The sequence below is a fragment of the Streptomyces sp. HSW2009 genome (assembly GCF_040240285.1).
Lineage (GTDB): Bacteria > Actinomycetota > Actinomycetes > Streptomycetales > Streptomycetaceae > Streptomyces.
Genome location: NZ_JBEHZD010000025.1, coordinates 18954 through 31017, shown reverse-complemented (window position 1 = coordinate 31017; position 12064 = coordinate 18954). Strand labels below are relative to the sequence as shown.

Below are 12064 nucleotides of genomic sequence, written 5' to 3'. Positions count from 1 at the left end.
CGGGGCGCGCCCGACCACGGCCGGGGCCGGGCTGCTGGAGCGAGCGGCCCGGCCACGGATACGGATGCGGATGCGGCGTACTGGGGCAGGCGTGGCGTACGGAGCCGGAGGCCGGCACGGCCGCGGACTCGGCGTACGGATCAAGCGTCCACGTCACGCGTACGGAGCAGAAGGGCCGGCCCGGCACACGGAGCACGCGCGCAAGCCCCCCGTACCGAGCAACCCGCAGGTCAGACGCGTACGGCTCAGTCGTTCGGCGCGGCGGGCGGCAGGTGCTCGCCGATGAACCGCCCGCCCCCGCTACGCCCCCGTGACGCGGGCGGAGGCGCGTTCCAGGCGGTCGAGGGTGGCGGCCACGGCGGGGACCCGGACCAGGTCGGGGAGGGTGAGGGCGACCACCTCGCGGCGGACGGCGGGCTCGACGCGCACCGTCCGCACGCCCTTGGGCCGTACCGACTCCAGGGCCAGTTCCGGCAGCACCGCGACGCCGAGGCCCGCGCCGACCAGGCCCACCACGGCGGGGTAGTCGTCGGTGGCGAAGTCGATGCGCGGGGTGAAGCCGGCCGCCTCGCAGACCTCCACCAGGTGTCGGCGGCAGCGCGGGCAGCCCGCGATCCACGGCTCTTCGGCCAGTTCCGCGATGCCGAGCACCGGGGAGTCGGCGAACCTGTGCCCGGCCGGCACCAGCCCCACCAGCCGGTCCGCGAGCAGCGGCCTGACCTCCAGGTCGCTCCACTCGGCCGCACCTCCCGGCCCGGCGTCCGCGCCGGGCGCCTGCGGATAGCGGAAGGCCAGAGCGATTTCGCAGTCGCCGGCGCGCAGCAGTTCCACCGAGCGCGGCGGTTCCGCGTCCACCAGGGAGACCTGGGTGCCGGGGTGGGCCGCGCGCAGTTCGGCCAGGGCGGTGGGCACCAGGGTCGAGCTGCCGCTCGGGAAGGAGACCAGCCGTACCCGGCCGGCGCGCAGCCCGGCGATGGCCGCGACCTCCTCTTCGGCCGCCGCGAGGCCGGCCAGCACGCCGACCGCGTGCCGCAACAGCACCCGGCCGGCCTCGGTCAGCCGCATCTCGCGGCCGGTGCGCACCAGCAGGGGCGTGCCCGCGGCCTGTTCCAGCGCCTTCATCTGTTGACTGACGGCGGGCTGGGTGCAGCCCAGGTCGCGGGCGGCGGCGGAGAAGGAGCCGGTGGCGTCCACGGCGCGGAGCACTCGGAGATGGCGGGCCTCGATCACGCTTCGAGCATAAGGCGCCCTTGGGGGCAAAAGCGAAATCTCATGGACCGCTTTGAGTTCGACGCTCTGCGGTGATATCGCCTAGCGTGCGGGCATGCTGCTGCTCTCGCTCAACGTCGGCCGCCCCCGCGAGGCCGAGTACACCGCCATGACCCACACCGGCATCGACAAGCGCCCGGTCGCCGGCCCGGTCGCGGTCAGCGCGCCGGGGCCCAAGGGCGTCGGGGCCAGTGGCCTCGCCGGGGACGCCGTCTGCGACCTGCGCCACCACGGCGGCAACGACCAGGCCGTCTACGCGTACGCGCGCGAGGATCTCGACGGCTGGGAGCGGGAGTTGGACCGTACGCTGCCCTCCGGCACGTTCGGCGAGAACCTCACCACCAGCGGACTCGACGTCAACGGCGCGCTGATCGGCGAGCGCTGGCGGATCGGTGCCGAGCTGCTGCTCGAAGTGACCTCGCCGCGCATCCCGTGCCGCACCTTCGCCGGCTTCCTGGACGAGCGGGGGTGGCTGCGCCGGTTCACCGGGGCCGCGCTGCCCGGCGCGTACCTGCGGGTGATCGAGCCGGGCCTGATCAGCCCCGGCGACCCGATCGAGATCGCCCACCGGCCGGAGCACGAAGTGACGGTTTCCTTCCTGTTCCGCGCCCAGACCACCGAACCCGACCTGCTGCCCCGGGTGTTGGCCGCCGGTGAGGCGCTGCACCCGGAGGCGTACGCGAAGGCCCTCCGGCGCACAGATGCGAGCGCGCGCCTCACGGACGCCTAGTTTCCGCTGCGGGTGCGGCCCGGCGGTGCGCCCGGTCCGCCCGCGGGGTGTGCCGGCGGGCGCCGGGCGACCGGTCGGCGGCCCGTCGGCGGGACCGATGGGCGCCGGACGTGCGGTGCGGTCGGCGCGGCGGTCGGACGGACGGAGTCGCCGGCTCCGGATTCTCCGCTGGCGTACGGGTGCGTGGGAGCGCGGCCACCCGGGCGGCGTGCGCGGGGTGGTGCGAACGGCTCGCGGCAGGCGGGCGGACCGACCCGGACATCGCCGCCCGCCGGTTGACCGGGGCCGGATAGCGTGCGCACATGACGACTGCACTGATCACGGGAGCGACGGCGGGCATCGGCGCGGCGTTCGCACGACGGCTGGCCGCGCAGGGCACCGCGCAGGCCAAGGGGCACGGCGCCGGATACCACCTGGTGTTGGTGGCGCGCGACCGGGCACGGCTGCGGGAACAGGCCACCGAACTGCACGACCGGCACGGCGTGGAGGTCGAGGTGCTGGCCGCCGACCTGTCCACGGAGGAGGGCATCGCGGCCGTCGAGGAGCGGCTCGGTGACCGCAAGCGGCCGATCGACCTGCTGGTGAACAACGCCGGCTTCGGCAACAAGGGCCAGTACCTCGATGTGCCGCTGGCCGACGAGTTGACCATGCTGAAGGTGCACTGCGAGGCGGTGCTCCGGCTGACCAGCGCGGCCGTGCTGCCGATGCGCGAGCGGGGCCGCGGCGGAGTGGTGAACGTGGCCTCGGTCGCCGCGTTCGTACCGCGCGGCACCTACGGTGCGAGCAAGGCGTGGGTGGTGCAGTTCACCCAGGGCGCCGCGCGCGACCTGGGCGAATCCGGGGTGCGGCTGATGGCGCTGTGCCCCGGCTTCGTACGGACCGAGTTCCACCAGCGGGCCGGCATGGACACCGGCAACATCCCGAGTTGGCTGTGGCTGGACGCGGACCGGCTGGTGGACGCGGCGCTCAAGGACCTGGCGCGCGGCAAGACGCTGTCGGTGCCCGACCCCCGGTACAAGACGCTGACCGGCCTCGCCAAGCTGGCCCCGCGCGGCACGCTGGCCCGGGTCTCCACCAAGACCGGCCGCCGCTACGGGCCGCGCTGACCGCACGGGTCGTACGGGTCGTACGGGTCGTACGGGCCGCAGCTCCGGCCGCGCCGGCTGCCGGCCAACTCCCGTACCACCTCAGGCAGTTGACGTACGGGCGAACGCGCCACGGCCCTGCGGGCACCCCCGCACCCCGGCACCGCCGCACTCCCCTCCCGGCCTCCCGGCCACCCACCGCCACGCCGTCGACCGGGCCGGCCCCCGCGCCCCGGGCTGTCAGGGGCATGCCGTCCCTGCCGCGGCGGCGGGAGCCCGTACCGGCATCGCCACGGCGCGAGCCGGTACCACCATCGCTGCGGCAGCGGGCCCGTACCGGAGCCGCCGCGTTCGGTGGTCGAGAGACCCGAAAACGCAGCGCGGGGGGGGGGGGCCCCCCCCGGGGGGGGGGGGGGGGCGCGCCGGCCGGGGGGCGCGGGCGGGCGGGGGGGGGGGCGCGCGCCGCCGCCCCCCCCCCCCCCCCCCCCCCCCGCCCCCCCCCCCCCCGCGCCGGGGCGCCCCCCCCCCCCGACCGATCAGGTGATCAGTGCGAGTGGCCGTGGCCGTGGCCCGCCTCGGGCTCGTCCTCGGCCGGCTTCTCGACCACCAGGGTCTCGGTGGTGAGCAGCAGCGACGCGATGGAGGCGGCGTTCTCCAGGGCGGAGCGGGTGACCTTGACCGGGTCGATGACGCCGGCCTTGACCAGGTCGCCGTACTCGCCGGTCGCGGCGTTGTAGCCGGAACCCTTCTCCAGCTCGGAGACCTTGGAGACGATCACGTAGCCCTCAAGGCCGGCGTTCTCGGCGATCCAGCGCAGCGGCTCGACGACCGCGCGGCGGACGACGGCGACACCGGTGGCCTCGTCGCCCTCCTTGCCCAGGCCCTCGTCGAGCACCTTGGCGGCGTGCACCAGGGCGGAGCCACCACCGGAGACGATGCCCTCCTCGACCGCGGCGCGGGTCGCGGAGATGGCGTCCTCCAGACGGTGCTTCTTCTCCTTGAGCTCCACCTCGGTGGCGGCACCGACGCGGATCACGCAGACGCCACCGGCGAGCTTCGCGAGGCGCTCCTGGAGCTTCTCGCGGTCCCAGTCGGAGTCCGTGGCCTCGATCTCGGCCTTGATCTGCGCGACCCGGCCCTTGACGTCGTCGGCGTTGCCGCCGCCGTCCACGATGGTGGTGTCGTCCTTGGTGATGGTCACGCGGCGCGCGGTGCCAAGGACGTCCAGACCGGCCTGGTCGAGCTTGAGGCCGACCTCTTCGGCGATGACGGTCGCACCGGTGAGGGTGGCGATGTCGCCGAGCATGGCCTTGCGGCGGTCGCCGAAGCCGGGGGCCTTGACGGCCACGGCGTTGAACGTGCCGCGGATCTTGTTGACGACGAGGGTGGAGAGCGCCTCGCCCTCGACGTCCTCGGCGATGATCAGCAGCGGCTTGGAGCCACCCTGCTGGATGACCTTCTCCAGCAGCGGCAGCAGGTCCTGGATCGCGGCGATCTTGCCCTGGTGGATCAGGATGTACGGGTCGTCGAGGACGGCCTCCATACGCTCCTGGTCGGTCACCATGTACGGCGACAGGTAGCCCTTGTCGAAGGCCATGCCCTCGGTGAAGTCCAGCTCAAGGCCGAAGGTGTTGGACTCCTCGACGGTGATGACACCGTCCTTGCCGACCTTGTCCATCGCCTCGGCGACGAGCTCGCCGACCTGCTTGTCCTGGGCGGAGAGCCCGGCGACGGCGGCGATGTCGGACTTCTCGTCGATCGGGCGCGCGGTGGCCAGCAGATCGTCGGAGATCGCCTTGACGGCGGCGTCGATGCCCTTCTTCAGGGCGGCCGGGGAAGCACCGGCGGCGACGTTGCGCAGGCCCTCGCGGACCAGCGCCTGGGCCAGCACGGTGGCGGTGGTGGTGCCGTCACCCGCGATGTCGTTGGTCTTGGTCGCCACCTCCTTCACGAGCTGGGCGCCCAGGTTCTCGTACGGGTCGTCGACCTCGACCTCACGGGCGATGGTGACGCCGTCGTTGGTGATGGTCGGGGCACCGAACTTCTTGTCGATGACGACGTTGCGGCCCTTGGGGCCGATCGTCACCTTGACGGCGTCAGCGAGCTGGTTGACACCGCGTTCGAGGGCGCGACGGGCGTCCTCATCGAACTTCAGGATCTTCGCCATGGTTGCCTTAAGTCCTCTCCAAAGAGCCGCGCCCCGGTCGCCCGGGTGTATCAGACACGGGTGGCCGGGGCGCGATTCACGTAAAACTGGGTGAATTACTTCTCGATGATCGCGAGAACGTCGCGAGCCGAGAGGACGAGGTACTCCTCGCCGTTGTACTTCACCTCGGTGCCGCCGTACTTGCTGTAGAGCACGACGTCGCCGACGGAGACGTCGAGCGGAAGACGGTTGCCGTCCTCGAAGCGGCCCGGGCCCACGGCCAGGACGACGCCCTCCTGGGGCTTCTCCTTAGCGGTGTCCGGAATGACCAGGCCCGAAGCCGTGGTCTGCTCGGCGTCGAGCGGCTGGACCACGATGCGGTCCTCAAGCGGCTTGATGGCAACCTTGGAGCTGGCGGTCGTCACGATCCGACCTCCCCCTTCGGAGATCTCACGGGGTTAACTGTCTGAGGTGGCGACCTGGTAGATCCGTCGTCGCGGGTGCCGGATCTGCCCGTCGCTGTGTTTGGCACTCCGCATTGAGGAGTGCCAGCCCTGAGACTAGGACGCGGTTAGCACTCGGTCAAGCGGAGTGCCAATGCGGCGGGGCCGCGGGTCGCTCTCGGGGGCGCGTCCGGGGGCGCTGCGGGGTCGCTCTCCCCGCCGCCGTTGGGCCGCGCCCTGGGTCACCGCGGGCCGCGCCCGAGGCCCGTTCCCGATGCGCTGCCGGCCCGCTCACCGGTGCACCAGCGGGCCGCCGCCAGCCCGCTCCCCGGCCCGCGCCGCCCGGCCGCCCCCCGGCCCCGCCGTCCCGCCGTGCACCTCCCCCGTCGGCGCGCGGGCGCTGCGAGAATGTCCCGGTGAGTACGACCACCGGGCCCGTCGAGACCTTCCACGCCCTGCTGACCGACGAGGGGCAGGCGCTGCTGAGCGCGCTGCGCGACCTCGATCCGCACCAGGAGCTGGCCGCGGCGACCCGGCTGCGCCGCGACCACCCCGCCGACCTGGTCTCGGCCGCGATCGGGCAGGCCAGGTTGCGGCAGCGGGCGGTGGCGAAGTTCGGCGCCGATGACGCGTACCGGATGTACTTCACGCCCGACGGCGTCGAGCAGGCGACGCGCGCCCCGGTGGCCCCGCACCGGGCGCGGCGGTTCGCGGCGCTCGGGGTGCGCCGGCTGGCCGACCTGTGCTGCGGCATCGGCGGCGACGCGCTGGCCCTGGCCAGGGCCGGGGTGTCCGTGCTCGCCGTCGACCGCTCCCCGCTGACCTGCGCCGTCGCCCGCGCCAACGCGGCGGCGCTGGGGCTGGCCGAGCTGATCGAGGTGCGCTGCGCGGCGGTCGAGGACGTCTCGACCGCGGGCTGCGCCGCGCTTTTCGTGGACCCCGCGCGGCGCACCGGCACCGGGGGCGGCGGCCGGGGCCGGATCTTCGACCCCGAGGCGTACTCGCCGCCGCTGTCCTGGGCGGTCGCCGCCGCCCGCGACCTCCCGTACGCGGCCCTGAAGGTCGCCCCCGGGCTGCCGCACGAGGCGATCCCGGCCGACGCCGAAGCGGAGTGGATCTCGGACGGGGGCGAGGTGAAGGAGGCCGTGCTGTGGTTCGGCACCGCCCCCGGCGCCCGCCGCGCCACGCTGCTGCCCGCCGGCGCCACGCTGACCGGCGGCGGCCTGCCCGACCCGGAGCCGGGCCCGGTCGGCCGCTGGCTGTACGAGCCGGACGGCGCGGTGATCCGCGCCCATCTGGTCGCGGACGTGGCCGCACGGGTCGACGGCCGGCTGATCGACCCGACGATCGCGTACGTGACCTCGGACGAACTGCTGCCGACCGAGTACGCGAGCGCGTACGAGATCACGGACGTGCTGCCGTTCAACGTCAAGCGGCTACGGGCGCTGCTGCGCGAGCGCGAGGTGGGCGTCCTGACGGTGAAGAAGCGCGGCTCCGCGGTGACCCCGGAGGAGCTGCGCAAGAAGGTGAAGCTCCAGGGGCCCGCGGCGGCGACGGTCTTCCTGACGCGGGTGGCGGGGGCGCCGATGATGCTGGTGGGGCAGCCGACGGATCGGTAACCACCGCTGGCGGCAAGCGAGTTGATGGCCTGCTGCCTTGAGGGCAGGGGGAGGCGCGGGGGCACGGGGCCGGGCCGGGACCGGGGCCGGGCTCGGGGCGGGGCGGCGGAGCCCGGGGGCGAGGCGGCGGGCCCGGGGCGAGGCGGCGGGCCCGCCATAAGGTGAGCGGGTTGGCCCGCCCCTAAGGTGAGCCGGTGACCTCACCCCACTCACCCGTCTCCCCCACCCCTCCCGCCCCTCCCCCGCTCCGTATCGCCATCGCCCAGATGGAGATCAGCGCCGACGCCCGGCGCAACGGGCTGACGGTCCGCCGGCTGATGCGGGAGGCAGCCGCGGCGGGTGCCCGGCTGGTCCAGTTCCCCGAGGGCTGCCTCTCGGGGTGCGCCAAGGAGCAGATCGCCGACTGGGGCCAGGTGGACTGGGCGGCGGTCGACGAGGAACACCACCTGATCGCCGCGCTCGCGGCCGAATTGCGCCTGTGGGTGGTGCTGGGTAGTACGCACCGGCTGACCCCGCCCCACCGCCCGCACAACAGCCTGTACGTCATCGCCGACGACGGCCGCCTGGTCGGCCGCTACGACAAGCGCTACTGCTCCCACACGGAGCTCACCTCGTACTACACGCCGGGGACGGCGCCGACCACCTTCACCGTCGACGGCTTCACGTTCGGCTGTGCCATCTGCGTCGAGATCAACTTCCCGCCGCTGTTCGAGGAGTACGGGCGCCTCGGCGTGGACTGTCTGTTGCTGTCGGCCTATCCGGTCGACTCGATCTTCGAGGTCAAGGCCCGGGCGCACGCCGCGACCCACAACTACTGGCTGGCCATGGCCACCCCGGCGCAGACCACCCACCTGCTCACCTGCGAACTCATCGGCCCGAACGGCACGGTACTGGTCCGGGCGGACGCCACGGCCGAACTCCTCATCGGCGAACTCGACCGGCACTCACCCGATTTCGCCACGGCCCTGCACACGGTCCGCCCCTGGCGCGCCAGCGCACGGGAGGGCGAGATCTACCGCAGCCGCCGGGTGGCCGACCCGCGGAGCGTGGAGCTGACTGCTTTCTGATTGCCGATTGCTGCTGGTCGCTGCTGGTCGCTGGTCGCTGGTTGACGGCTGATTGCTGGCGGCTGGGGCCCGTACCGGCTTCCAGCGCACCGCCGGGCCCGTAACCGGCACGGTCGGCCGCGCGCCGGCACGGGCCCGTACGGGCGGGACATGGCGTACGGGTCGTACGGCCCCTCACCCGGTGCGTTCTGGGCCTGACGGGTCGGGGGCGACGGCGGCGGTGGGCGCAGCGGGGCCGGTGGCCGCGCCGGACTCGGCCCGCGGCGCGTCGGGCGCGCCCTGTGGTGCGGTGGGTCGGGCGGCCGGCGTGCGGCCCAGGAGGATGAACGCGACCAGCGCCGCCGCGACCAGTAGGCCGGCGGCGCTGCCGAAGGCCACCGCGTAGCCGCTACTCAGCCGCTCGCCCGGGGTGCCGGACGCGTGGTCGGTGGTCCGGGCGGCGACGGTCACCAGGACGGCCAGGCCGAGCGAACCGCCGATCTGCCGGAAGCTGTTGAGCAGCCCCGAGGCCATGCCCGCCTCGGCCGGCGCGACGCCGGTGATGGCGGCGGTGCCCAGCGGTACGAAGCACAGCCCCACGCCCACGCTGGCCACCAGCGACGGGCCGAGCATCACGGTCCAGAACGTGCCGTCGGCGGAGACCGCGAGCGCGAACCAGGCGAAGCCCACCGCGCCGATCAGCCCGCCGACCACCAGCAGCCGGCGGATGCCGACGGCCGCCACCATGCGGGTCGCGACCAGCGAGCCGACGACGATGCCCACACAGAACGGCAGGAAGGACAGGCCGGCCGCGGTCGGGCCGTAGTCGAGGACCTGCTGCAGGTAGAGCGACAGGAAGTAGAACGTCGCGAACTGGCCGGAGAACAGCAGCAGGACGAAGAGGTTGGCGGCCAGCACCGGGCGGGCGGCCAACAGCCCGATGCGCAGCAGCGGTTGCCGCGTCCGCCCTTCGACGAGCACGAAAGCGGCGATGAGCAGCACTGCGACGGCGAGCGTGGCGACCGTCGTGACCGAGGCCCAGCCGTGCGTCTCGGTCCGCACCAGGCCGAAGACCAGCGCGGTCATGCCGAGCGTGACGAGTACGGCGCCGGCCAGGTCGAGCCGGGGGCGCGGCCCGGTGCGCCGGTCGGACGCGATCCAGCGGACCGCACCGACCAGGGCGAGCGCCACGATCGGCACGTTGACCAGCAGGACCGAGCGCCACCCCGCGCTCTCGGTGAGCAGCCCGCCGGCGAGCACGCCGACCGCGCCGCCGGCCGCGCCGGCCATGCCCCACAGCCCGAGCGCCCTGGCCCGCGCGGGCCCGGCCGGGATGGTGACGGCGATCAGAGCGCAGGCCACCGGCGCCAGCGCGGCGGCCCCCACCCCCTGCACGGCGCGGGCGGCGACCAACCCACCCGGCGAACCGACCAACCCGCCCGCGAGGCTGGCGACACCGAAGACGACGAGTCCGCCGATCAGGGTGCGCCGCCGCCCGACGATGTCGGCGAGCCGCCCGCCGAACATCAGCAGACCGCCGAAGGCCAGTGCGTACGCATTGACCACCCACAGCAGATCGTCGGCGGAAAAGCCCAGGTCAGTACGTATGTCGGGGAGCGCCACATTCACTACGGACATATCGAGCGCCACCAGGAACTGCACGGTCAGCACCACGGCCAACAGCCCGCGGTGCCCCCGCTCCGCAACCTCATCACGCGGCGTGACCCCACCGCGGAGACCGGCATCGCGCATCACAACCCACCCTCCAGACACGGGACTTGGACCGATCGACGGACCGGTCGCACCATGGGGTCACACATTACTACACGCGTGGAAAAACTACGGGTGCGAGGCCGTGGCTGGGGGCCGGCGGGCGCCCCGCAGTGGGCCACGCCCAGGCGCCGGCGGCCCCGCGCGCCGAAACTGGAATCATCACTCGGTCGACCGACAGCAACACCGGCCCGCCGGGCGCGGGCCGGTTCACGGCACGACGCGTACGAGCAGACCGGCACGACGGTCGCAGCGAACACGGCGAACGCCACGAGCACAACGGACACGACAGACAGCGCAGACAGCGCAGACACAGCGAGCACAGCGGACGGCCAGAAAGCGGGAGAAGTGGGCGCGGCGAACGAGGCGAACGGGACTGCGGCGGCGACAGGGGAAGGGAGCGGGACGGAAGACCGGGCGGACGCAGGGCGGGAGGCCGGGCCGGAGGCCGGACGCAAACCCACCACGGGCCGGCCGGTCGGCCGCCCCGCACGCCTGGAGCGGGAGACGATCGTCGCCACCGCGCGGCGCGTACTGGAGGAGGAGGGCGTCCACGCACTCTCCATGCGCCGCCTGGCCAAGGAGGTCGGCAGCACGCCCCGCGCGCTCTACCACCACGTACGGGACAAGGACGAACTACTCCTCCTCGTGCTGGCCGGCATGGCCGCCTCCGCCCCCCGCCCCGCCCTGCCCGACGACCCGCGCGACCGCATCTACGTCACCGCACTACACATCCACGACCTGCTCCAGCCGCTGCCCTGGGTGGTGGAGGTGCTCGGCCTCGGCCACGTCACCGACAAGGGCGCGATGTGGATGGTCGAGGAGATCCTCGACTCGGCCATCCGTTACGGCCTCACCCCGCGCGAGGCGATCCGCGCCTACCGGGCGATCTGGTTCTACATCTACGGCGACCTCGCCTACCACGCGGCCCTCTCCCGCCGCGCCACCGAGGCCCCCCGCCCCACCCACCACAGCCCCGTCCCCGACATGCTCACCCCAGAAGACGCAACCACCCTCCCCCACCTCACCACCCACGCGAACCTCTGGGCCGAGGTCGTAGACGTCTGCAACGTCCCGGAGGGCCTACACGCCCTGATCGACGGGCTGTTGGCGCGGAGTGGGGGGCGGGGAGTGGGGCAGTGAGCCCAGGGGAAGGGTCGCCATGGACCCGCACGCCGAGGGGGCTTTCGAACGGGCGGCGACCCACGCCGCCAAGGGCACTCGCCCACGGGAATTCATACGGAAAGACAAAAGGGATGAATGGCGACCTTATCGAGTATTTTCGCCTCTCCGGGGCGCGCACCATTCTCGCTGCCTTAGGTTCACGACTTCCCACATCACCGGAAGAGCGAGCGCGGCTACTCCAGCCGAACCTGCGCGCCGCCTGGACGCTGGGCGAACAAAATGGCCGCTCACTCGAAGAGGTGGCAGACCAAATTTATACGGCTGCTGAGATTTTCTCCCTCAACTCTGAGGTCCAACCGAGAGCCATCGAAAACTTTCCAACAGCAAAAACAAGCCACGAAACAGCGACCATTCTTCATGACATCGCAAATTATGTCACAGAGTGGCGAATTGGCCTCAAATCGAATTTGGGTGACATCACCCCGACGGGTAGGGAGTTGGGCTTCAGGTTCCCCGGCCTAAGCCATTTCTTGGGAATCTACTTCGGTCAAGACGGCGAAGCCTTCGAAGACGACATCACAGAAGCCCAAGCAGTCCAGATGTACATCGACGTCGTCCACCCTGCATGCCCCTGGCGCATCACCGGCCTAGTCGGCGAATGCCACGAAGCCATGGCGCTCTTCCACGACGAACAGACCCTCTACGACTTCTTCCAACGCCGATGGATCGTCAGCTCCGGATCGCTCACCTGGATGGAATTCCTGCCGCTTATCGCCGACACCATCAAGACCCATATGCGCGAGCACCACAGGTTCACCCCGCAGTAGGACT

The 12064-nt window shown here is 72.6% G+C and carries 11 protein-coding genes; 6 read left to right on the top strand and 5 right to left on the bottom strand.

Annotation, left to right across the window (positions count from 1 at the left end):
• Nucleotides 1-300: 300 nt before the first annotated feature.
• Nucleotides 301-1230 (bottom strand): LysR family transcriptional regulator, encoded by a 930-nt coding sequence (locus AAHZ94_RS03670; RefSeq protein ID WP_349990459.1) that lies wholly within the window; start codon nt 1228-1230, stop codon nt 301-303.
• Nucleotides 1231-1324: 94 nt separating this feature from the next.
• On the opposite strand from AAHZ94_RS03670, the gene AAHZ94_RS03665 reads away from it, so the two are divergent.
• Both AAHZ94_RS03665 and AAHZ94_RS03660 read left to right on the top strand, forming a co-directional pair.
• Nucleotides 1325-1999, top strand: coding sequence for an MOSC domain-containing protein (locus AAHZ94_RS03665; RefSeq protein WP_349990457.1), 675 nt, complete (start codon nt 1325-1327; stop codon nt 1997-1999).
• A gap of 302 nt (nt 2000-2301) precedes the next feature.
• The gene (locus tag AAHZ94_RS03660; protein ID WP_349990455.1) at nt 2302-3105 is read left to right on the top strand and encodes an SDR family NAD(P)-dependent oxidoreductase; all 804 of its coding nucleotides are present in this window, start codon (nt 2302-2304) and stop codon (nt 3103-3105) included.
• On the opposite strand, the gene AAHZ94_RS03655 is transcribed toward AAHZ94_RS03660, so the two are convergent.
• From AAHZ94_RS03655 to groES, 3 genes are all read right to left on the bottom strand, one after another.
• The gene (locus tag AAHZ94_RS03655) at nt 3090-3218 is read right to left on the bottom strand and encodes a hypothetical protein (protein ID WP_349990453.1); all 129 of its coding nucleotides are present in this window, start codon (nt 3216-3218) and stop codon (nt 3090-3092) included. The two genes, AAHZ94_RS03660 and AAHZ94_RS03655, sit on opposite strands and share 16 nt — an antisense overlap.
• Before the next feature lie 410 nt (nt 3219-3628).
• Nucleotides 3629-5251, bottom strand: coding sequence for a chaperonin GroEL (gene groL, locus AAHZ94_RS03650; RefSeq protein ID WP_349990452.1), 1623 nt, complete (start codon nt 5249-5251; stop codon nt 3629-3631).
• 95 nt (nt 5252-5346) lie between these two features.
• The gene (groES, locus tag AAHZ94_RS03645; protein ID WP_014178834.1) at nt 5347-5655 is read right to left on the bottom strand and encodes a co-chaperone GroES; all 309 of its coding nucleotides are present in this window, start codon (nt 5653-5655) and stop codon (nt 5347-5349) included.
• A gap of 434 nt (nt 5656-6089) precedes the next feature.
• Here groES and AAHZ94_RS03640 point away from each other — a divergent pair, with 434 nt between their 5' ends.
• Both AAHZ94_RS03640 and AAHZ94_RS03635 read left to right on the top strand, forming a co-directional pair.
• The gene (locus AAHZ94_RS03640; RefSeq protein ID WP_349990450.1) at nt 6090-7292 is read left to right on the top strand and encodes a THUMP-like domain-containing protein; all 1203 of its coding nucleotides are present in this window, start codon (nt 6090-6092) and stop codon (nt 7290-7292) included.
• A gap of 194 nt (nt 7293-7486) precedes the next feature.
• A complete protein-coding gene (locus AAHZ94_RS03635; RefSeq protein WP_349990449.1) occupies nt 7487-8359 on the top strand; it encodes a carbon-nitrogen hydrolase family protein in 873 nt (290 codons plus the stop codon).
• A gap of 174 nt (nt 8360-8533) precedes the next feature.
• Here AAHZ94_RS03635 and AAHZ94_RS03630 read toward each other — a convergent pair whose 3' ends face one another.
• Entirely contained in the window at nt 8534-10090 is a 1557-nt protein-coding gene (locus tag AAHZ94_RS03630) for a DHA2 family efflux MFS transporter permease subunit (protein WP_349990447.1), read from the bottom strand.
• Between the two features lie 366 nt (nt 10091-10456).
• On the opposite strand from AAHZ94_RS03630, the gene AAHZ94_RS03625 reads away from it, so the two are divergent.
• Together AAHZ94_RS03625 and AAHZ94_RS03620 are read left to right on the top strand one after the other, a co-directional pair.
• The gene (locus AAHZ94_RS03625) at nt 10457-11251 is read left to right on the top strand and encodes a TetR/AcrR family transcriptional regulator (RefSeq protein WP_349990445.1); all 795 of its coding nucleotides are present in this window, start codon (nt 10457-10459) and stop codon (nt 11249-11251) included.
• A gap of 113 nt (nt 11252-11364) precedes the next feature.
• Nucleotides 11365-12060, top strand: coding sequence for a contact-dependent growth inhibition system immunity protein (locus tag AAHZ94_RS03620; protein WP_349990443.1), 696 nt, complete (start codon nt 11365-11367; stop codon nt 12058-12060).
• Nucleotides 12061-12064 lie beyond the last annotated feature (4 nt).

What these genes read in the sequence shown, in the direction of transcription:
- AAHZ94_RS03665 (WP_349990457.1), top strand. Translation starts at nt 1,325, where the DNA reads ATGCTGCTGCTCTCGCTCAACGTCGGCCGCCCCCGCGAGGCCGAGTAC.
- AAHZ94_RS03660 (WP_349990455.1), top strand. Translation starts at nt 2,302, where the DNA reads ATGACGACTGCACTGATCACGGGAGCGACGGCGGGCATCGGCGCGGCG.
- groL (WP_349990452.1), bottom strand. Translation starts at nt 5,251, where the DNA reads ATGGCGAAGATCCTGAAGTTCGATGAGGACGCCCGTCGCGCCCTCGAA.
- AAHZ94_RS03630 (WP_349990447.1), bottom strand. Translation starts at nt 10,090, where the DNA reads ATGCGCGATGCCGGTCTCCGCGGTGGGGTCACGCCGCGTGATGAGGTT.
- AAHZ94_RS03620 (WP_349990443.1), top strand. Translation starts at nt 11,365, where the DNA reads ATGAATGGCGACCTTATCGAGTATTTTCGCCTCTCCGGGGCGCGCACC.